The sequence below is a fragment of the Treponema succinifaciens DSM 2489 genome (assembly GCF_000195275.1).
Lineage (GTDB): Bacteria > Spirochaetota > Spirochaetia > Treponematales > Treponemataceae > Treponema_D > Treponema_D succinifaciens.
In genome coordinates this window covers 2,650,344-2,669,591 of the sequence record NC_015385.1, presented here as the reverse complement: position 1 = coordinate 2,669,591, position 19,248 = coordinate 2,650,344, and the positions used below count along the sequence as shown (strand labels likewise).

Here is a 19,248-nt window from a genome sequence, read left to right as displayed (position 1 = left end):
TTTAGTCCAAAACTTCCATTGAATTCAAAATAAGTGAGACAGCGACTGTTGACGCTGTTTCAGTCCGTAGAATTCTTTTTCCCATGCTTAAAAGCTCAAAGCCGTTTTGCCTAAAAAGCTGACGTTCGTAATTTGTCCAGCCACGTTCGCTTCCAATTGCGGCTATTGCTTTTTGTGGTTTTTCTTTTAACGCGCATGAAAGGCTCTGAGAAGGTTCAATGTTGTCAAGCGCAAGAAGTTTTCCTTCGAGGTCAATTTGTTCAAGGCAGTTTTTTAACGTTTGGTGAATAAAAAGTTTTGGAATCTGAGTAGAGCCTGCCTGAACACTTCCGTCCAAAAGAAATTTTTCTGCTTCTCCTTTTGTTGCAAGGTCTGATTTTAAATATGATTTTTCACCAAGCTCAGTTCCTGTAAGGTGAACTTCCTGCACGCCCAAAGATGCCATGTCGCGCAAAAGCCGCTTGAGCTGAATCGGCCGTGGAAAACCAATAATCATTTTAAGTGGATAAAGTTTTTTTCCGTCGGATTCAGGTGTAAAGTCAAAATAGATTTTTCCGCCTTTAAATATTTTTTTTCCGTCAGAAGATTTTTTTTCTTCAACGGAAATTTTTTTTATGACGGCAGTCCCAGCCTGATTTCCAATGATTCCTGCTGAAAAACTTTCGCCTTCTTTTTTGTGCAGGATTTTCAGAATGTGCTGTGCGCGCTCATCTTGAATGTCAAGCGGATTTAAAATTTCTTCCGGGGAAAAAAGACAGATGTTCATTTTAAATGAATTTTCTAAGCTCCTGGTGATGAATCATTTTTGTTTTTACAGCAATTATATAGCTTCCGAACATTGCGGTAAGAGCGTCGATTCCGGCTGCATAGGCGCAGATAACTGGAACTGCATTTTTCAAAAGAAGATAGCCAGATTCAAATCCGCGTCCGTATAAAAGGCACATTGAAGTTATTGCCGCAAACGGTCCGCCTAAAGGAATTTCTGCCAAGGCAAATGAAAGCAAGAAAGAAACGCCTGCAATCCACAAAACGTCCAGCACTGGAATTCCAAGGCTAGAGTAAGAGCGCAAAATCAGAACAAAACCGGCCGCCTGAATTAAGGCAGCTCCTCCGCGTCCAAAAATAGAAAAAAGCGGAAACGAAAATGCGTTGATTCTTCTTTTTATTCCAAGGCTTTCTTTTCCGTGCCGAAGATTCAATACAAGCGCAAGGTTTGTGTCTCCGCTGAAAAATGCGACCAAAAAAGGACAAATGGAAGCGTACAAAACTCTGTACGGATGCATTTCGTGGCAGAGAAATCTTAATATTAGCGGATAAATAATAAAGGCTACGATGAACAAGTCCGCAGTGAGCATTATTATAAGTCCGTTGTAAACTCCGCTGCTTACGGCTGAAATAAAATCCAGTGTCCAGCGGCACATTACGGCAATCATTCCGACTGCGAAAATTTCAGTGAAAAAGCTCAAGACAATGTAAAATACTTTGCTGAGCGAATCAAAAAGTCCGACCGCTGCTTTTGAGGCGTTTTTATCACTGGCGGCTCCAGCTCCTGCAAGTCCTGCAAAAATAAAGCAAGGCAAAAGATATGCGCCGTCCATCAAAGATTCAAATCCGGAAAAAGGAAAAAGTTTTGTTATCAAAGTTTGCCATGCAAATGAAGAAACTTCGGAAGCTTTTTCAGTTGTGATTGGAATGCGCGGAAGTTTTATTGCAAGCGCGGAAACAAGTCCTAAAAGCATGAGCGCAAATGATGAAGAAAATATTACACTGAATGTCCAAAGTGAGGCTTTTGTTAAAAGTTTTTCATCCCGAAGCTTAAAAAATGAAATTGAAACAGAAAAAAACAAAACTGGAAGCAGCGCATATCTTCCGAAGCGTACTGCAATTTCCACAATAAAATCAAGAACCGCCTGTCCTTGTGCTGTTGAAGGTGAAAACACAAGGGCGGAAATTAAACCGATTGCAATGCCAATTAAATATTTAAGCCAAATTCTCATAGCAACGGATTATAGCAAGGCTAAGGGAAAATTACAATTAAGCGATTTCGTGGATTTACTGAAGCAGCATCTGGTCGTTTTGAAGCGAATGTTTTTTTATGGCGCGGAACTTTTCTATTATTGAATCCATTGTAAGCTTTTGCTTTTCTTCTTTTCCTATGTCCATTATAATTTCACCTGAATCCATCATCAAAAGCCGTGTGCCATAGTCAAGCGCATGCTGCATATTGTGAGTTACCATCATAACTGTAAGATTGTATTCCTTTGCAAATTTCCGTGTAAGTTCCATGACAATCGCGGCGTTTGAAGGGTCGAGTGCCGCCGTGTGCTCGTCAAGCAAAAGAAGAGATGGCTTTGACATTACAGCCATAAGAAGCGTTAATGCTTGCCGTTGTCCGCCTGAAAAAAGCTCAACATTGTCGCCAAGCCGGTTTTCAAGCCCCATGTTCAGTTTGGAAAGTTCTTCCTTGAAAAAACTGCGCGTCTTATTGTTCAGGCTGATTTTAAGTCCTTTAAATCCTTTTTTTGATGCAATGACCATGTTGTCTTCAAGCGACATTTTTCCAGCTGTTCCCAAAAGCGGATTTTGGAAAATTCGTCCGATATATTTTGCGCGTTTGTATTCTTTGTCTTTTGTTATGTCCTTTATTCCGCTTTCTGTTTCAAGAAAAATCGAGCCTTCTGTTGGAGAATATGTTCCGGAAATGACATTGTATAAAGTTGATTTTCCGGCTCCGTTGCTTCCGATTACAGTTATAAAGTCGCCTTTATTAATTGAAAGATTTATGTTTTTAAGCGCGGTGTTTTCGTCTGGAGTATTTTTGTTAAATGTAATTCCAATGTTTTTTAGCTCAATCATTTTGAAGCTCCGTTTTTGGACGATTTGAATTTTTCCTTTAGATTTGTGCGGGAAACAATCAGGCAGATTATAATTAGAATTCCTGTCGCAAGCTTTAAGTCATTCGGCGTTATGTGGATTTTGTATCCATAGCTACGGGCAAGCATCATGAGCGCTCTGTAAATAAAAGAGCCTGCGATTACGCGGAATGTCTGCACTGAAATTTTATTTGAGCGGATTGCAAATTCTCCGAGCATTAAAGAAGCGAGTCCTGAAACTACAATTCCAGTTCCCATACCAACGTCAGCAAAGCCATTGTACATTGCCGCAAAAGCTCCTGCCAATGCCGCAAGTCCGTTTCCGAAGCAAATTCCGATTCCTCTTAAAATGCTTGGATTTATTCCCTGCGAAACTATAAGCTGCGGATTCGCTCCGAGCGCGCCCATTGTAAGTCCAAGGTCAGTGTGATAAAAAAGATCGAGCAGAGCCTTTAGTACAAAAACAAAAATAATCAGAAAAACAGCAATCCCCCACTGCGGATCAACTGAAGGAAAATATTCATACATTGAATCAGAAATCTTTGAAAACAGTGTTGGAATCTTTAGAAAAGAAACGTTTGCCTTGTTTGACATAATTCTAAGATTCACGGAATAAAGCATTGTCATTGTGAGAATTCCGGCAAGCAAATCTGGAATTTTAAGTTTTGTGTAAACCGCGCTTGTTACAAGGCCTGCAGTAAGTCCTGCGCAAAATGAAATAAAAATCGCCGCCGCCGGATTCATGCCTTTTAAAAGACAAGCTGCAAGAACGCAAGCTCCCAAAGGAAAAGAGCCGTCAACTGTCATGTCGCAGAAATTCAAGATTCTGAATGTTGAAAAAACACCCAGAACCATTATTCCGTAAATCAGTCCTTCAATTATTATTGATGAAATCATAAGCCTCTTTATTTTTCTGAAAGTTTTCCGTTTTGATATATGAAGTTTGCTGAATCAATATATTTTTGGTCTATTGAAATTTCGCAGTTTTTGGCTGAGTCCAAGTCAATCAGGAAATCTGAATCAGAGGGATCTGTCATAAATTTTACAGGAAGACTTGCCGGTTTTGCTCCTTTAAGAATTTTCACAACCATTTCTCCTGTTGCACGTCCTGCTTTGTAATAGTTGAATCCGCTTGCCATAAAAATTCCGCCTTCTTTTGCCGCTGTAACATCTCCTGAAAAAATCGGCTTTTTGGCTTTTCCAAAAACATTTACAAGGCTTGCAATTGCGCTGAAAACTGTGTTGTCTGTGGAAAGGTAAATTCCGTCTACTCTATTCACGATTGCTTCTGCGGCTTGTTTTACTTCATCGGATTTTGTGATGCTTTGAGTTACAAGATTTATTCCTGCTTCCTTGCAGCCTTTTTCCACAAGTGAAAGCGCGCTTGCTGAATTGTCTTCGTTGCTTGTGTAAATATATCCGAGCGTTTTTATTCCGGCGGCTTCCTTAAAAAGCTTTATGTGCTGCTCGGTCGGAATTGCATCGCTCATTCCAGTTACATTGCGCTGTCCGTGTTCTACAGTTGAAACAAGCCCGGCTCCAACAGGATCTGTAACTGTTCCGAAAACAACCGGTGTAGTTTTTATTGCTGTTGCAAGTGCGACTGCGACTGGGGTTGCTATTCCAACTGCGACATCCACTTTTTCCGCTTTAAACTGATTTGCAATTTGAGCCGCAGTTCCAACGTCTCCATTTGCATTTTGCAAGTCGTAATCCGCGTCAATTCCTGCGTCCTTTATTGCGTCAATTACGCCGCGCTCAATGTCGTCCAAGGCAACGTGCTGGACAATTTTTGCAATTCCTATTTTAACTTTTTTTGCTGGCTTGGCATAAATTGAAAGTGCAGAAAAAAGAGCTGCGATAAAAATAAGTTTTTTCATATTTCTCCCATAAAAAGTCAATGAGGAAATTTCAATTTCCGATTTGGCTTTTTGAGCATATTCGCAATGAAATGAGAATATGCAGTTGATAAGGAAGTTTGCAACGCAAACTTGTGAATAAAAACTTTGACGCTATTTCAGACGAAGTTTTTATTACACTCTCCTAGTGAAAGAATGAATTTTTGTTTACTTTGAAAAAGTTTTCAATGTCCTTATGTTACTTCTAAAAGAAACGTTTGTAAATAGATTTATACAAAAAAAAACTGCCCAACAAAGTTTAAACTTTAGCTGGACAGCTTTTGTGTCTTTTATTTATTTTTTACTTAGAGATTTGTACTCGTCGAATTCCGCGAGCATTTCTGCATCTTTGTTTTTGTCAAGAAGGCTTACAACTACAGAAACAAAAAGGCAGATTATAAAGCCTGGAAGAATTTCATAGATGTTGAAAATTCCGCCGGACATATTGTGCCAAAGAACAACTGTGATTCCGCCTGCAACAAGTCCTGCGATTGCGCCTTTGTTTGTCATTCCGCGCCAGAACAAGGCAAGCAGAACGAGCGGTCCGAATGTCGCGCCGAATCCAGCCCAGGCATAGCTTACAAGTCCGAAGATTGAGCTTTCTGGATTTAACGAAAGGAAAAATGCTACTGCTGCGATTGCAAAAACCGTTATGCGTCCTACATTTAGCACAGCTTTTTCATCCGCATCTTTTTTTACAATTCCTTTGAAGAAGTCCCGGCTTACTGCGCTTGCTGCTGAAAGAAGCTGGCTGTCTGCCGTGCTCATTGATGCCGCAAGAATCGCGCAAAGGAAAATTCCTGCTATAAATGCCGGATACATTTTAAGCATTGTTTCGCTGAAAACTGTTTCGGCTGCTGCTCCAGAAAGAAGCTTTGGCAGAAGATATGCGGTTCCGAGTGTTCCGATTAAAAAAGTTCCGATGTACGAAATAACCATCCAGACTGTTCCGATTCTGCGTGCTTTTGTAAGCTCCTCTTCTGAGCGGATTCCCATAAAGCGCACAATGATGTGAGGCATTCCAAAATATCCAAGTCCCCAGGCAAGGGCTGAAACAATTGAGCTTGCGCTATAGTTTTTGTTTGCTGTGAATTTTGCAAGCATCTCCGCGCCGAATTCTCCGTTCATGGCTTTTTCGCTGAATTCCGCCGCCTTTGCAAATGCTTCCGCAGGTCCGCCGAGCGCAAAAATTGCAACCAACGAAGAAACAACAAACGCCACAAAAATCAAAAGTCCTTGTATAAAATCAGTTGTGCAGACTGCAAAATATCCGCCCATAATTGTATATGAAAGAATTACAACAAGCCCGATTACAAGTCCTGCATGATAAGGAAGATTGAATACAGAATTGAAAAGCTTTGCGCAGGCTACAAATCCCGAAGCTGTATAGATAGTAAAGAAAAGAACGATAAAAATAACAGAAATAAGTGAAAGAAGATGCGTCTTGTCTTTAAAGCGGTTTGTAAAGAATTCTGGAATTGTTATGGAATCTCCAAAAGCTATTGTGCAGCGGCGAAGTGGTTTTGCGATGAAAAGCCAGTTCAGGTAGGTTCCGGCGATAAGCCCGATTGCTGTCCAGAAAGTTTCCTTGATTCCTCCAAGATAGCAAAGTCCAGGAAGTCCCATCAAAAGCCACGCTGAAGAGTCAGAGGCTTCCGCGCTTAATGCTGTAACCCAAGGTCCGAGTTTTCTTCCGCCTAGAAAAAAATCAGAAGAACTGTTGTTTTTCTTTGCATTCCTAAGTCCGATATAAACCATAAAACCAAGGTACAATGCAAAGGCTATGATTTTTGCAATCATTTGTGATGTCATAAGTACTCCAAATTTAAATATATGCAATTTTAGTGCATAAATATGATGTTTTCAACAGGACAGCTAAAGCGGTTTTTTGCGTTTTTGCCATGAAATATTGAAATTTTGCTTGGAGTGTAAGTTTCTATTTTAGACTGTTTGTTGAAAAATGCGACAAATTCTAAGAACGTTTCCATAAAAATATAATAAAAATCTATAAAAAATAAAATGAAATTCATTTAAGTAAAAGTTTTGAAAAAAAAATTGACAATATTTTTAGAATGTGTATACTGAAATCATGGAAACGTTTCCACGTTCCATGCTATGTATTTTATTGTTTTTGATTTTTTTTAGGAGGAAAAAAATGAAAAAATTTATTAAAGTTGCAGCTGCTGTTGCTATGGCGGCATCTTCTGCTTTTATGCTTGCTTCATGCGGCGGAAAAAAACAGCTTACAGTTCGCTACTTGAACTTTAAACCGGAAGTTGCAGGTGTTTATCAGGAACTTGCAGATGAGTATGAGAAAGAAACTGGCGTAAAAGTTATTGTTGAGACAGCGGCCAACAATGCCTATGAATCAACACTTATGTCAAAAATGTCAACAAAAGAAGCCCCGACTCTTTTCCAGATTAACGGACCGCGTGGATACGCAAACTGGAAATCATATTGCGCAGATCTTTCAAATACAGAAATCTACAAGCATCTTTCAGACAAGTCTTTGGCTATAACTTCTGGAAAAGGTGTTTACGGTGTTCCTTATGTTGTAGAAGGCTATGGAATCATTTACAACAAGGCTCTCACAGATAAATATTTTGCTCTTTCAAGCAAGGCAGTTCCATATTCAAGCATGGAAGAAGTAAACAACTTTGCAAAGCTCAAGGCTGTTGCTGATGATATGCAGAAGAACGCAAAAGTTCTTGGAATCGATGGTGTTTTCGCTTCTACATCATTGAAGGCCGGCGAAGACTGGAGATGGCAGACTCACCTTGCAAACCTTCCAGTTTACTATGAATTCAAAAACAACAACATTGACCTTGCTTCTGACGCAACAAAGAAAATCAAGTTCCAGTACGGAAAAGAATTCCAGAACATTCTTGACCTTTACTTGAACGATTCAACTGTTGACCGCAAGGCTGTTGGAACAAAAACAGTTACAGATTCTATGTCTGAATTTGCTCTTGAAAAATGTGTAATGGTTCAGAACGGAAACTGGGCTTGGGGACAGGTTGCCGGTGTTTCAGGAAACAAGGTTCTTCCAGAAAATGTAAAATATCTTCCAATCTACACAGGTGTTGAAGGTGAAGAGTCACAGGGCTTGTGCATTGGAACAGAAAACTTCTATTGTATCAACGCAAAAGCTTCAGCAGAAGAGCAGAAAGCTACAGCGGACTTCATTTACTGGCTCTATTCAAGCGATTTTGGAAAGAACTATGTAACAAACAAGCTCGGATTCATTGCTCCGTTTGATACATTCTCTGACAGCGAACGCCCAACAGATCCTCTTGCAGTTGAAATCAGCAAATGGATGAGCAAGCCTGGAATTACTTCTGTTGCATGGAACTTCACATTGTTCCCTTCACAGACATTCAAGGATAACTTCGGAGCTTCTTTGCTTAGATATGCACAGGGCTCAAAGAGCTGGGACGATGTTGCAGCTGATGTTGTTTCTACATGGGAAAAAGAATCTAATATGTAGAATTTTCGCGGAGTCTGAAAAAAAAGATTCCGCGTGTTTTTCACAGTCCTTCATTAGTTAAAAATATATCTGTTCCTGCGGTGGAACTTATCATGCAATTGGTTTTGCCGCAGGAATGCCTTTCAATTCTTCAGAGGTGAAAAATGAAAAAACCATTGGCGGGGTATTTCCCTATATTTCTTTTGCCTACTTTGCTGGCATTTGCAATGTTTTTTGTGGTTCCATTTTTAATGGGAATCGGACTTTCTTTTACGGATTTTCCTACTGTTACAGATGCTACTTGGGTTGGCTTTGCGAACTATATTAAGGCTTTTACTGCAGACAATGAATTTATTCACGCCTTGGGATTTACTTCATTATTCACTGTTGTTTCAATTGTAACTGTAAATGTTTTTGCATTCAGCCTTGCGGTTCTTCTTACAAGGGAACTTAAAGGTGTCGCGATTTTCCGCTCGATTTTCTTTATGCCGAACTTAATTGGCGGAATTGTTTTGGGATATATTTGGAACCTTCTTATAAACGGTGTTCTTTCGCACTTTGGAATGGACATAACTTTTAAGACTCAGTTTGGTTTTTGGGGACTTGTAATCCTTACAAACTGGCAGCTCATTGGATATATGATGGTAATTTATATTGCCGGACTTCAGAATATTCCAAATGACTTGATTGAGGCGGCTCAGATTGACGGTGCTTCTCCAATGACTGTCCTTTTCAAGATTAAAATTCCAATGGTAATGCCTTCAATTACAATTTGTACTTTCCTTACGCTTACAAACACATTTAAGATGTTTGACCAGAACTTGGCGTTGACAGCTGGCGCTCCAGAAAAAACAACCGAGATGCTTGCTTTGAATATATATAACACTTTCTACGGACGCAATATGCACTGGCACGGAGTAGGACAGGCCAAGGCTGTTGTTTTCTTTATCATCGTTGCGGCTATTGCATTTATTCAGCTTAAGCTTACAAACCAGAAGGAGGTTGAACAATGACACTTTCAAAGCAGAAGACCTGCAGCAACACAATAGCTTTTGCTTTTCTTTGCTTGCTTGCGGCTATATTTTTAATTCCTATTTTGCTTGTTTTGCTCAATTCTTTTAAGTCGCGCTTTTATATTTCAAGTTCGCCGTTTGCAATGCCGAACTCAGAGACTTTCGTTGGTTTTGAAAACTACCTGAACGGACTTTCGTCTTCGGTATTCTTTATTTCGTTTATCCGTTCTGTGTGGGTTTCAATTGCTTCGGTTCTTGTTATTATAGTATGCACATCGATGGCTTCCTGGTTCATTGTCCGTGTAAAAAATAAATTCACAAAGGCAATTTATTTTCTGTTTGCATTCAGTATGATTGTTCCGTTCCAGATGGTTATGTACACAATGACTTTCATTGTAAACAGAATCAGTTTTGACAACGTTTTTGGAATTGTCTTTGTTTACCTTGGATTCGGAGCCGGACTTTCTGTATTTATGTTTACAGGATTTGTAAAGGCTGTTCCGCTTGAAATTGAGGAAGCTGCTGAAATTGACGGCTGCAATCCGCTTCAGACTTTCTTCCTTGTTGTTTTCCCGATTCTAAAGCCTACTATTATTACGGTTTCAATCTTGAACTCTATGTGGGTTTGGAACGACTATTTGCTTCCTTATCTTATTTTAGGAACAGACCACAAAACTGTTCCTGTTGCGATTCAGATTGCAATGCAGGGAGCTTACGGCGCAACTGATTACGGCGGATTCATGGCGATGCTTGTTCTTGCGATTATTCCGATTGTAATTTTCTACATTGCTTCGCAAAAATACATTATAAAAGGCGTAATTTCCGGGGCGGTAAAAGGCTAGGTACATTCAGGCTTGAGGGCGGATTTTCCGCTCTTTTGCCGTATTGTTTGTTTTAATAAAAAGATTTTATTTAAAAATGCAGGATGGTTTTGTATGACAATCAAGGATATTGCTAGAGAGTGTGGCTGCGCCGTTGGAACTGTTTCGCGTGTTTTAAATAATCAGGCTTACGTAAGCGATGAAATGCGCAAGAAAGTTCTGGAAGTTGTAGCCAAGCATGATTTTGTCCTTAATAAAAACGCAAAGGAACTTAAATCCCGTGGAAGCAAGACAATTGTGATTATTGTAAAGGGAACAAACAATATGCTTTTTTACAATATTCTTGAGCTTATGCAAAAGCGTATTGAAAAACTTCCATATAATGCAAGTGTTGTAATTCTTGACGAATATGACAACGAAATTGTCGGCGAATATAGCAACGAAGCCCAGTGCGCCTTGAATATTTACTATGAAAAAAAACCGCTTGGTTTTGTCTTTTTAGGCGGAAACCCTGAACGGTTCAGCGAGGACTTTAAAAAAATAAAAGTACCTTGCATTCTTATTACTACCAAGCCAAAAAAAGAAGGCTTTGAAAATCTTTCAAGTGTAAGCACAGATGAGTTTCAGGCTTCGCTTTATGTTGCCCGCTATTTTGTAAAGCACGGACACACAAAAATCGGAGTAATTGGCGGCGACTTTGAAAGCTCTGAAACTTCTAAAAACCGCTACGATGGATTTATTGAAGGACTTGAGCTTGCCGGACTTGACTTTGACTTTGAAAAATCTTATGTTACAACTCGCTACAGTTTTGAAGGCGGAGCTTCTGCGGCGGAAGAGCTTATAAAAAAGTTCCCTGACTTGACCGCGATTTTCTGTATGTCCGATGTTATGGCGATTGGCGCATGCCGAAAATTTAAGCAGCTTGGCTATTCAATTCCAGAAGATATTTCTATAATCGGATTTGACGGACTTTCCATTGCGGATTTTTATTGTCCTAGAATTACAACTATAAAGCAGTCTAACGAAGATCTGGCTATACAAGGTCTAAAAACTTTTATAGACTGCGTTGAAAAGAAAACTCCGGCAGTTCATAAGATTATTCCTTTTGAATTTGTCGAAGGCGAAACTGTGAAATCAATTGTAAATAAATAATTCAATAAATTACGAGGAAATATATGTTGAACAAACGTGCTTGCGGTGTGCTGATGCACATTTCGTCTTTGCCTGGAAAAACAGGAATTGGAACAATGGGTAAAAACGCCTATGAGTTTGTTGATTATCTGAAAAGCGCAGACCAAAAGTACTGGCAGATTCTTCCGGTTTGTCCTACAAGCTATGGAGATTCACCTTACCAAAGTTTTTCTACTTTTGCTGGAAATCCTTACTTTATTGATTTTGATTTTTTGATGGAACAGGGATTTTTGCAGAAATCCGACTACGAAAATGTGAACTGGGGCGGCAATGAGCGCTATGTAGATTACGGAACATTGTACATTGAGCGGCATAAAGTTTTTTCAATAATCCAGAAGAATTTCAATAAAAATATTCCATCTGATTTTGATTCTTTCTGCGCTGAAAATGCGTTTTGGCTTGAAGACTATTCTCTTTTTATGGCTATAAAAGATGCTCACGGAGGAATTGCATTTGACTTTTGGGAAGAAGACATCCGCTGCAGAAAGCCAGATGCCCTTGATGCTTGGAAAAAGAAATCCGCGGAGTGTATGCAGTACTACAAAATGCTCCAGTATTTTTTCTTTAAGCAGTGGTATGCCCTTAAAAAATATGCGAATGAAAAAGGAATTCAGATTATAGGCGACATTCCGATTTATGTTGCGGCGGACAGTTCCGATGTTTGGTCAAATCCAAGCCAGTTTATGCTTGACGAAAATTACAAGCCAATTGAAGTTGCCGGCTGTCCTCCAGATGGATTTTCTGCGGACGGTCAGCTCTGGGGAAATCCTGTATACAACTGGGAATATATGAAGCAGACGGATTACGCCTGGTGGAAAAAACGCCTTGAAAAAAGCATGGCGATTTACGATGTTATCAGAATTGACCATTTCCGCGGATTTGATTCTTTCTATTGCATTCCTTATGGCTCTACAAATGCGAAAGTTGGTGTTTGGCGGCAGGGACCGGGAATGGATTTGTTTAATTCGCTTAAAAAGCAGTTTGGCGAAATGCCTGTTATTGCGGAAGACCTTGGATTCCTTACAGACAGCGTAAAGCAGCTTTTAAAGGATTCAGGATTCCCTGGAATGAAAGTGCTTCAGTTTGCATTTGATTCCCGCGAGACAAGCGACTACATTCCTTACCGCTACACACAGAATTGCGTTGTTTACACAGGAACTCACGACAACGACACAATTCTTGGCTGGACAGAAACTGCCGCGAAAAAAGACGTGGAAAATGCAAAGGAATATCTTCGTGTAAAAGAAAACCGCGATGTTGTAAAGGAAATGATGATTGCCGCAATTTCGAGTGTTGCAAATACTTGCATTCTTACTATGCAGGATTTGATTGGACTTGGTAAAGAAGCCCGTATGAATATTCCGTCAACAGTTGGAAACAACTGGAAATGGCGCGCAACAAAAGAGCAGTTTTCAGAAGATTCCAGAAATTTCCTTGCGCACTTTACACATCTCTACGGAAGAGCTTAGTTTTTAAAGCTTAACTGAATATTCCCCATGCAGAACTTAAATTTTGTTTTGCACGGGGATTTTTTTTACACATAATGTCAAGGTTTTATCAAGCATTTATATAAATTTTGTTAAATTTATATTTCAGACCTTTCTAATTTGCAAAAAGCGGTTTATAATCTATTTTGAGTGTCGAATCAGCTTATATCATAGGAGCTTTTATGAAAAAACTGATTTTTTCTCTTTTGGCGGCATCGGCTTTGTTTGTTTCGTTTGCTTTTGGAAAATCTGCAAAAAATGAAGAGATAGAAGAGCCTGAAAAAACTTCAAATCTTATAAAAAATGGAGATTTCAGCAAAGGCAAAAAATTTTGGGATATGTTCCTTTCAAATGGAAGCGCGGATCAGCTTGTAACTGAAAACGGAGAAATGGAGATCCGCATAAAAAATCCAGGACCTTACGAATATGCAATTCAGCCGTATTTCGACGGATTTTCTTTGTACAAGGGCGGCGTTTACAAATATTCTTTTGACGTTCATTCTTCTATAGAAAGAACTTTTGAATGGCGGCTTCAGGTGAACGGAAGAGATTACCACGCTTATGTTGGCGGCTGTGATTCCGTGGGAAAAGAAACCAAGCATATTGAAACTACATTTACAATGCTCGAGCCTACAGATTTTTCTCCGCGGCTTGTTTTGAACGTTGGAATGGGAAAAGGCTGCCCGGAAGACATGAAAGGACATTCGATTTTCTTTGACAACTTTGACCTTGAGCTTGTTGACGCTTCTGGAATTACTGAAATTGTTACTTCAACAACGACTTCAAATGTCAACTTGAATCAGCTTGGATATTTGCCTTCCGCAAAAAAAACTGCCGTTGTCCGTTCAAAGAAAAGTGCGAAAATTTCTGGAACTTTTGATGTTATAGATACAAAAACTGAAGCTGTTGTTTTTTCCGGCAAACTGAAAAATGCAAGGTTCAACGAGGCTTCTGGAGAGCAGACTGCGATTGCTGATTTTACAAAACTTTCCGCGGAAGGAACTTATAAAATCAAGGCTGGAAAATACGGCGAGTCGTTTGAGTTTAAAATTGCAAATAATATTTACGACGGAATTTTAAAAAGCGCGGTAAGATTTTTCTACTTGCAAAGATGCGGAACAAAAGTTCAGGATGCGGATTTTGGACATCCTGAATGCCACACAGCGCGCGCAGTTGTTTATGGAAATGTTGAAACTTCCTATGATGTAACTGGAGGCTGGCACGATGCCGGCGACTACGGACGCTATGTTGTTCCTGCCGCAAAGGCTGCCTGCGACCTGATGCTTGCCTATGAGCACAACAAAAATGCGTTTGCTTCTGAAAATATTCTTGATGAAATAAAATACGAGCTTGACTGGATGCTTAAAATGCAAATTCCAGAAACCGGGGCTGTGTTCCATAAAGTTTCTTGCAGAGAATTTCCTGGAGAAGTTATGCCGCAGGACGAAAAAGACAGACTCGTTTTGTGTCCTGTTTCAACTGCCGCTACTGCTGATTTTGCCGCTGCAATGGCAATGGCTTCAAGAATTTTCAAAGAATATGAGGAAAGCGCAAAATATTCCGACGCCGCAAAAAAGGCATGGGGCTATCTTGAAAAAACTCCTTTTGACGGAAAAGGTTTTACAAATCCGATTTTGTTTACAACCGGAGCTTACAATGATTCGCAGGATGCTGATGAAAGATTTTGGGCGCTTGCAGAGCTTTATAAAACTTTTGGGGACGAAAAATATCTTGAGCTTTTAAAAGTTTATGATCCGTTTGAAATCGGACAGGATCTTGGCTGGCAGCAGGTTGGGCTTTACGGACTTTTTGAATATCTTTCAAGTGATGCTCCAAAAGATTCATTTTATCAGAAAGTACAAAAGGCGTTTCTTTCAAAGACTAATGAAAAACTCAAGAATGTTGCCGCGGATTCTTACGATGTTTCACTTTCAATGTATGAATATGTCTGGGGAAGTAATATGGGAGCCGCAAACAACGGAATGCTTTTCTTGCTGGCGGACAGAATTTTACCAAACAAAAAATACAAGGAAGCCGCAAAATGCCAGATTGACTATCTGCTTGGAAAAAATACAACTTCGTATTGCTTTGTGACTGGTTTTGGAACACTTTCGCCGATTCTTCCACATCACCGGCCTTCGCAAGTTGCAAAAAAACCTATGCCGGGAATGCTTGTAGGCGGACCTGACTCAAAGCTTGAAGACCCTTTTGCGCGTGCAAATCTTTCTGACGCTCCTTATTCTGCCTGTTACATAGACAGTGTGCAGAGCTATTCTTGTAATGAAGTTACAATTTACTGGAATTCTCCGCTTGTGTATTTGATTTCGGGCTGTATGGAGTAAAAGAACTTAAAAAACTGTCGTGTAAAATGCGCAGCAGTTTATCGTGAAAAAGATGCTGCTATGAAAAAGTTCTTAAAAAAGATTTACATAGTTCTTCTCGCAGTTTCGTTTTTGGCTGCAACAGTTGGATTTTTTGTTTTTGCCACAACAAAAGAACATATTACCGAAAATGATATTTCTCCAGATGTTCAGTTTTCAATAGGAAAACGACAGCTAAAGGGAGATGTCTGGACAATTTATGTTCCTCATATTGCTTCTGATAATCCAGAAAAAGGAAACCTTACAGGCAGAATCTACACCGGAGTTGTTAAAAATCTTAACAAGCACGCGATAAAAAGTTGGAATGTGGAAATAAACATTACGCAGCATTGCTATTTGAATAATGCTTGGAACGGATTTGTTGAAATTTATAAAAGCCGGGCGGAAAAAAAACCGTCTCAGCCTTTAATAGACTTAAAAAAAGCAAAGGAGTCTGACTTTTCAGTTAAGACAATAAAAAATCTGAACAACATTCTTATTCCGCTTAATCCTGGCAGCAGGATTGTTTTTTATCCCAGCATAGAAAAATATATTCCGGGTAGACTTCTGGACGTGAACAGCATTTCCATGGGCTTTGTTTTCTATACTGAAGATGGAAATGAGCTTATGAAATTCAAATCTTGGAAAGTAAACTACGAATTTGAAAACGGATTATTTTATCGTCCATTTTTCTATATTTTTTTGCTTTTCTACATAATGTGGTTTTGTCTCGTAATTTCTGGAATCAGACTTCATGCTATAAGGCTTGCAAAAGAAAGAGACCGTGAGCATGACAGATTTATGCTTGAGCAGGTAATAAAGGCATTTACAAAATTTATCGATGCCAAGGATATTTACACAGGCGGACATTCAGAGCGCGTTGCAAAATACTCATATATGCTTGCAAAGGAAATGGGCAAGTCTAGAGATGAATGCCTTAACGCCTATTACTGCGGGCTTTTCCATGATTGCGGAAAAATTGGTATTCCTGACGAAATTATAAGAAAGCCAGAAAAACTTACTGATGACGAATACAAGATTATGCAGAGCCACACAACAACTGGCTATAATCTTCTAAAGGAACTTACATTGATTCCTGATGCTTGCCTTGCCGCTCTTTATCACCATGAGCGGATTGACGGCACAGGCTACCCGAAAGGTCTTAAAGGAGAAGAAATCCCGGAAATTGTGCGCATTATTTCTGTTGCTGACGTTTTTGACTGCATGAGTCAAGACCGTTGCTATAGAAAGGCTTTTTCGCTGGAAAAAATCATAGAGGACTTTAAAATGAACAGCGGCAAGCAATTTGACCCTGAAGTTGTAAAAGCGTTCCTAAGCCTTGCAGAGAAAGGTGCGTTCAAGGTCTGAATCCGTTCAGTGCAGCTGTAAGGTTGTTGTAAAAAAAAGTGTGAAACATTAAAATATTTTTTTGAAAAATTTTCGCAAAAACAAATCAACGCGGATTCATGCCGCGGCAAAAAGGAATATCTTATGGAAAATTCTAAACGAACTGTAACTTGCGGCGAGCTTACTAAGGCTGACGTTGGCAAGAAAGTTGTATTGAACGGTTGGGTCAGCCGAACGCGCGACCTTGGCGGACTTATTTTTATCCGTTTGCGCGACCGCTATGGAATTACTCAGGTAATGGTTGGCGACAACGCTTCGGACGAAGTTAAAAAAATCGCCGCTTCCTTAAAGTCGGAATATTGTATCGCTGTTGAAGGCGTTGTTGCCGCACGTGCTGAAAAAGACGTGAACAAGGACATGGCGACCGGCGAGATTGAAGTTGAAGCTTGCGACATAGAAATCTTTACAACGTCGCAGGAATTGCCTTTTAGCATTGAAGAAGTCCGCCAGAAGGATGGAACTCTTGTTGTTGCGAACGAGGATTTGCGCCTAAAATACCGCTATCTTGATTTGCGCCGCGAACCTATGCAGCACAACATCATCTTGCGTTCGGCTGTAACTTTTGCCACACGCGAATTTTTGACTTCCAAGGGTTTTTTGGAAATTGAAACTCCTACTTTTATTAAATCAACACCGGAAGGCGCGCGCGACTACCTTGTTCCGAGCCGTGTTCATCCGGGAAAATTCTATTCTTTGCCGCAGTCGCCGCAGCTTTACAAGCAGCTTCTGATGGTTTCGGGATTTGACAAGTATTTCCAGATTGCGCGCTGTTACCGCGATGAGGATGCCCGCGGAGACCGCCAGCCGGAATTTACCCAGATTGATATGGAAATGAGCTTTACAAACCGCGAGGAAGTTCTGGACACAACAGAAGAGCTTATGCGCCACATTTTCAAGAAAACCCTGAACTACGAGCTTCCGGTTCATTTTGACAGAATCAGCTGGGACGATGCTTTTGACCTTTACGGAAGCGACAAGCCGGACTTGCGCTTTGACATGAAGATGCAGGACGCGGCTTTTATGGCGGATTTGAGCGACTTTAACGCATTCAAGGCTGGAGCCGCAAACGCAGACAAGAACATCGAGCGACACAAGAGAAGCGGACTTAAAGCCCTTGTTGTAAAGAACGCCGCGGACAAATATTCAAGAAAGCACATTGAAGCGCTTGAAGCAGTTGCAAAAATCAACCACGCTAAAGGCCTTGCCTGGATGAAGGTTGACGCGGAAGGAAAATTTGAAGGCGGAATCTCAAAGTTCTTCGCCGGAAAAGAAGCGGAAATCTGCTCAAGGCTTGGAGCGGAAAAGAACGACCTTCTTTTGTTTGTAAGCGACGAAAAATGGCAGACAGCGTGCGTTGCGCTCGGAGCGGTCCGCAAGCAGCTTGGAAAAGACCTGAACCTTTACAACCCGAAAGACGAATTCCACTTCGCATGGATTATCGACTTCCCGTACTTTGCATGGAACGAGGAAGAAAACCACTGGGAAACAGAGCACCACATGTTCACGCTTCCGCAGAAAAAATACTGGGACACTTTGGAAAGCGACCCGGGTTCTGTAAAAGGCGACCTTTACGACCTTGTCCTGAACGGCTACGAGCTTGCCTCAGGCTCAATGCGTATCAACGACCCGGCGCTGCAGGAACGCATCTTTGAAATCGTAGGCTACAGCCGCGAGCGTGCAGAAAAAGCGTTCGGATTCTTGGTACAGGCATTCAAGTTCGGAGCGCCGCCGCACGGAGGAATCGCCCCAGGCCTTGACCGCCTTATAATGCTCATGTGCCACGAGGAAAGCATCCACGAAGTAATCGCCTTCCCGAAGAACAACCTTGCAATGTCGCCGATGGACGAATGCCCAAGCGCGGTTGACCAAAGCCAATTGGATGATTTGCATCTAAAGTGTACAGAAGTTGAGAAATAAAACAATTAATTAAAAAGTGTAAAAGGCGGCTTTGGGGTCGCCTTTTTTTATTCCCTCTTATTTTCACCTTTAAAATTTTGCAGCTTACATTCTTGTTTTTGCAAGTCGCTTAAAATCATCTTTTCTATTTTTTTGTCAGCCTGTAAAGTTCTGCTAAAAAGCTGGAGGTTGAAAATGATTTTAGAGGCTGTGCTTTTGGGGCTTTCAACAGGAACTTACTGCGCAATGTACTGCGGTCCTGTGCTGATTCCGTTTTTATTCGGAACAGAAAAAATTTCTTGCAGGCGGAATGCGGGATTGATTGGATTATTTTTGGCTTCAAGGCTTGCGATATATTTTGTTCTTGGAGTTGCTTTAAGCGCGGCAGGTCTTCTTGCAAGTGAATTTTTTGATCCGTATTTTGCAAGGCGCCTTTCTGTATGCGCTTATATTTTTTGTGGAGCGAGTTTGCTTTTAAATTCATTCGGCGCAAAATTTCCCTGGGAAAAAGATGGCTGCAAATGCGCTGGCTTAAAAAAACTAGGAAATGATTTTTTGACTGCGGTTTTTACGGGGCTTGCGGTGGGACTTCATATTTGCGCTCCTTTGTGGACTGCTATTGCTCGTTCTGTCTTTTTGCCCGGCATTAAAGGAATTTTTTATCTTGTTTTCTTTTACGTTGGAACTCTTCCGTTTTTTCTTCCGCTTTTTGGAATTCCGCTTGTCCAAAAAATGTTTCCTGTGCTGAAAAGAATTTCACGTATTGCGCAACTTTTAATCGGATTTTATTTCCTTATTTTTGAAGGCTTGATAAAACTGTTTTTTTAATAGAGGGA

General features: G+C 40.4%; 16 protein-coding genes. 9 read left to right on the top strand and 7 right to left on the bottom strand.

Annotated features, from left to right (window positions below; translation table 11 throughout):
• Position 1 precedes the first annotated feature (1 nt).
• The 7 genes from TRESU_RS12790 to TRESU_RS15220 all read right to left on the bottom strand — a co-directional run bounded on the left by TRESU_RS12790 (position 2) and on the right by TRESU_RS15220 (position 6,759).
• Positions 2 to 766, bottom strand: coding sequence for an RsmE family RNA methyltransferase (locus tag TRESU_RS12790; protein WP_013702616.1), 765 nt, complete (start codon positions 764 to 766; stop codon positions 2 to 4).
• A 1-nt stretch (position 767) separates the two neighbouring features.
• A complete protein-coding gene (locus TRESU_RS12785) occupies positions 768 to 1,997 on the bottom strand; it encodes a dicarboxylate/amino acid:cation symporter (RefSeq protein ID WP_013702615.1) in 1,230 nt (409 codons plus the stop codon).
• Positions 1,998 to 2,052: 55 nt separating this feature from the next.
• Positions 2,053 to 2,856 carry an ABC transporter ATP-binding protein gene (locus TRESU_RS12780; RefSeq protein ID WP_013702614.1) on the bottom strand — a complete coding sequence of 268 codons (804 nt, stop codon included), beginning with the start codon at positions 2,854 to 2,856 and terminating at the stop codon, positions 2,053 to 2,055.
• Positions 2,853 to 3,770, bottom strand: a complete 918-nt coding sequence (locus TRESU_RS12775; protein WP_013702613.1) for an ABC transporter permease — start codon at positions 3,768 to 3,770, stop codon at positions 2,853 to 2,855. The genes TRESU_RS12780 and TRESU_RS12775 overlap by 4 nt, the downstream gene beginning before the upstream one ends.
• Before the next feature lie 8 nt (positions 3,771 to 3,778).
• On the bottom strand, positions 3,779 to 4,753 hold the full coding sequence (locus TRESU_RS12770) for an ABC transporter substrate-binding protein (RefSeq protein WP_013702612.1): 975 nt from the start codon (positions 4,751 to 4,753) through the stop codon (positions 3,779 to 3,781).
• A 312-nt stretch (positions 4,754 to 5,065) separates the two neighbouring features.
• On the bottom strand, positions 5,066 to 6,583 hold the full coding sequence (gene putP, locus TRESU_RS12765; protein WP_013702611.1) for a sodium/proline symporter PutP: 1,518 nt from the start codon (positions 6,581 to 6,583) through the stop codon (positions 5,066 to 5,068).
• 29 nt (positions 6,584 to 6,612) lie between these two features.
• On the bottom strand, positions 6,613 to 6,759 hold the full coding sequence (locus tag TRESU_RS15220; RefSeq protein WP_169309770.1) for a hypothetical protein: 147 nt from the start codon (positions 6,757 to 6,759) through the stop codon (positions 6,613 to 6,615).
• 167 nt (positions 6,760 to 6,926) lie between these two features.
• Between TRESU_RS15220 and TRESU_RS12755 the strand changes: the two genes are divergently transcribed.
• The 9 genes from TRESU_RS12755 (at position 6,927) to TRESU_RS12715 (ending at position 19,240) form a co-directional block, all read left to right on the top strand.
• Complete coding sequence (locus TRESU_RS12755) at positions 6,927 to 8,258, top strand: ABC transporter substrate-binding protein (protein WP_013702610.1); 1,332 nt, start codon at positions 6,927 to 6,929, stop codon at positions 8,256 to 8,258.
• A 143-nt stretch (positions 8,259 to 8,401) separates the two neighbouring features.
• Positions 8,402 to 9,250, top strand: a complete 849-nt coding sequence (locus TRESU_RS12750; protein WP_013702609.1) for a carbohydrate ABC transporter permease — start codon at positions 8,402 to 8,404, stop codon at positions 9,248 to 9,250.
• Positions 9,247 to 10,092 (top strand): carbohydrate ABC transporter permease, encoded by an 846-nt coding sequence (locus tag TRESU_RS12745; RefSeq protein WP_013702608.1) that lies wholly within the window; start codon positions 9,247 to 9,249, stop codon positions 10,090 to 10,092. The genes TRESU_RS12750 and TRESU_RS12745 overlap by 4 nt, the downstream gene beginning before the upstream one ends.
• A 93-nt stretch (positions 10,093 to 10,185) precedes the next feature.
• Positions 10,186 to 11,223: a LacI family DNA-binding transcriptional regulator gene (locus TRESU_RS12740; RefSeq protein WP_013702607.1), complete on the top strand. Its 1,038-nt coding sequence runs from the start codon at positions 10,186 to 10,188 to the stop codon at positions 11,221 to 11,223.
• A 23-nt stretch (positions 11,224 to 11,246) separates the two neighbouring features.
• Positions 11,247 to 12,731: a 4-alpha-glucanotransferase gene (gene malQ / locus TRESU_RS12735; protein ID WP_013702606.1), complete on the top strand. Its 1,485-nt coding sequence runs from the start codon at positions 11,247 to 11,249 to the stop codon at positions 12,729 to 12,731.
• Between the two features lie 200 nt (positions 12,732 to 12,931).
• Positions 12,932 to 15,091 (top strand): glycoside hydrolase family 9 protein, encoded by a 2,160-nt coding sequence (locus tag TRESU_RS12730; protein WP_013702605.1) that lies wholly within the window; start codon positions 12,932 to 12,934, stop codon positions 15,089 to 15,091.
• Between the two features lie 60 nt (positions 15,092 to 15,151).
• Entirely contained in the window at positions 15,152 to 16,477 is a 1,326-nt protein-coding gene (locus TRESU_RS14440) for an HD-GYP domain-containing protein (protein ID WP_013702604.1), read from the top strand.
• A gap of 123 nt (positions 16,478 to 16,600) precedes the next feature.
• The gene (gene aspS / locus TRESU_RS12720; RefSeq protein ID WP_013702603.1) at positions 16,601 to 18,433 is read left to right on the top strand and encodes an aspartate--tRNA ligase; all 1,833 of its coding nucleotides are present in this window, start codon (positions 16,601 to 16,603) and stop codon (positions 18,431 to 18,433) included.
• A 174-nt stretch (positions 18,434 to 18,607) separates the two neighbouring features.
• Positions 18,608 to 19,240, top strand: a complete 633-nt coding sequence (locus TRESU_RS12715) for an urease accessory protein UreH domain-containing protein (protein WP_013702602.1) — start codon at positions 18,608 to 18,610, stop codon at positions 19,238 to 19,240.
• Positions 19,241 to 19,248 lie beyond the last annotated feature (8 nt).

Excerpts from the sequence above, each read along its gene's own strand:
- TRESU_RS12785 (WP_013702615.1), bottom strand. The coding sequence starts at position 1,997 with ATGAGAATTTGGCTTAAATATTTAATTGGCATTGCAATCGGTTTAATT.
- aspS (WP_013702603.1), top strand. The coding sequence starts at position 16,601 with ATGGAAAATTCTAAACGAACTGTAACTTGCGGCGAGCTTACTAAGGCT.
- TRESU_RS12790 (WP_013702616.1), bottom strand. The coding sequence starts at position 766 with ATGAACATCTGTCTTTTTTCCCCGGAAGAAATTTTAAATCCGCTTGAC.
- putP (WP_013702611.1), bottom strand. The coding sequence starts at position 6,583 with ATGACATCACAAATGATTGCAAAAATCATAGCCTTTGCATTGTACCTT.
- TRESU_RS12780 (WP_013702614.1), bottom strand. The coding sequence starts at position 2,856 with ATGATTGAGCTAAAAAACATTGGAATTACATTTAACAAAAATACTCCA.
- TRESU_RS12730 (WP_013702605.1), top strand. The coding sequence starts at position 12,932 with ATGAAAAAACTGATTTTTTCTCTTTTGGCGGCATCGGCTTTGTTTGTT.
- TRESU_RS12775 (WP_013702613.1), bottom strand. The coding sequence starts at position 3,770 with ATGATTTCATCAATAATAATTGAAGGACTGATTTACGGAATAATGGTT.
- malQ (WP_013702606.1), top strand. The coding sequence starts at position 11,247 with ATGTTGAACAAACGTGCTTGCGGTGTGCTGATGCACATTTCGTCTTTG.
- TRESU_RS12755 (WP_013702610.1), top strand. The coding sequence starts at position 6,927 with ATGAAAAAATTTATTAAAGTTGCAGCTGCTGTTGCTATGGCGGCATCT.
- TRESU_RS12740 (WP_013702607.1), top strand. The coding sequence starts at position 10,186 with ATGACAATCAAGGATATTGCTAGAGAGTGTGGCTGCGCCGTTGGAACT.
- TRESU_RS12750 (WP_013702609.1), top strand. The coding sequence starts at position 8,402 with ATGAAAAAACCATTGGCGGGGTATTTCCCTATATTTCTTTTGCCTACT.
- TRESU_RS12745 (WP_013702608.1), top strand. The coding sequence starts at position 9,247 with ATGACACTTTCAAAGCAGAAGACCTGCAGCAACACAATAGCTTTTGCT.
- TRESU_RS12770 (WP_013702612.1), bottom strand. The coding sequence starts at position 4,753 with ATGAAAAAACTTATTTTTATCGCAGCTCTTTTTTCTGCACTTTCAATT.
- TRESU_RS14440 (WP_013702604.1), top strand. The coding sequence starts at position 15,152 with ATGAAAAAGTTCTTAAAAAAGATTTACATAGTTCTTCTCGCAGTTTCG.
- TRESU_RS15220 (WP_169309770.1), bottom strand. The coding sequence starts at position 6,759 with ATGGAAACGTTCTTAGAATTTGTCGCATTTTTCAACAAACAGTCTAAA.
- TRESU_RS12715 (WP_013702602.1), top strand. The coding sequence starts at position 18,608 with ATGATTTTAGAGGCTGTGCTTTTGGGGCTTTCAACAGGAACTTACTGC.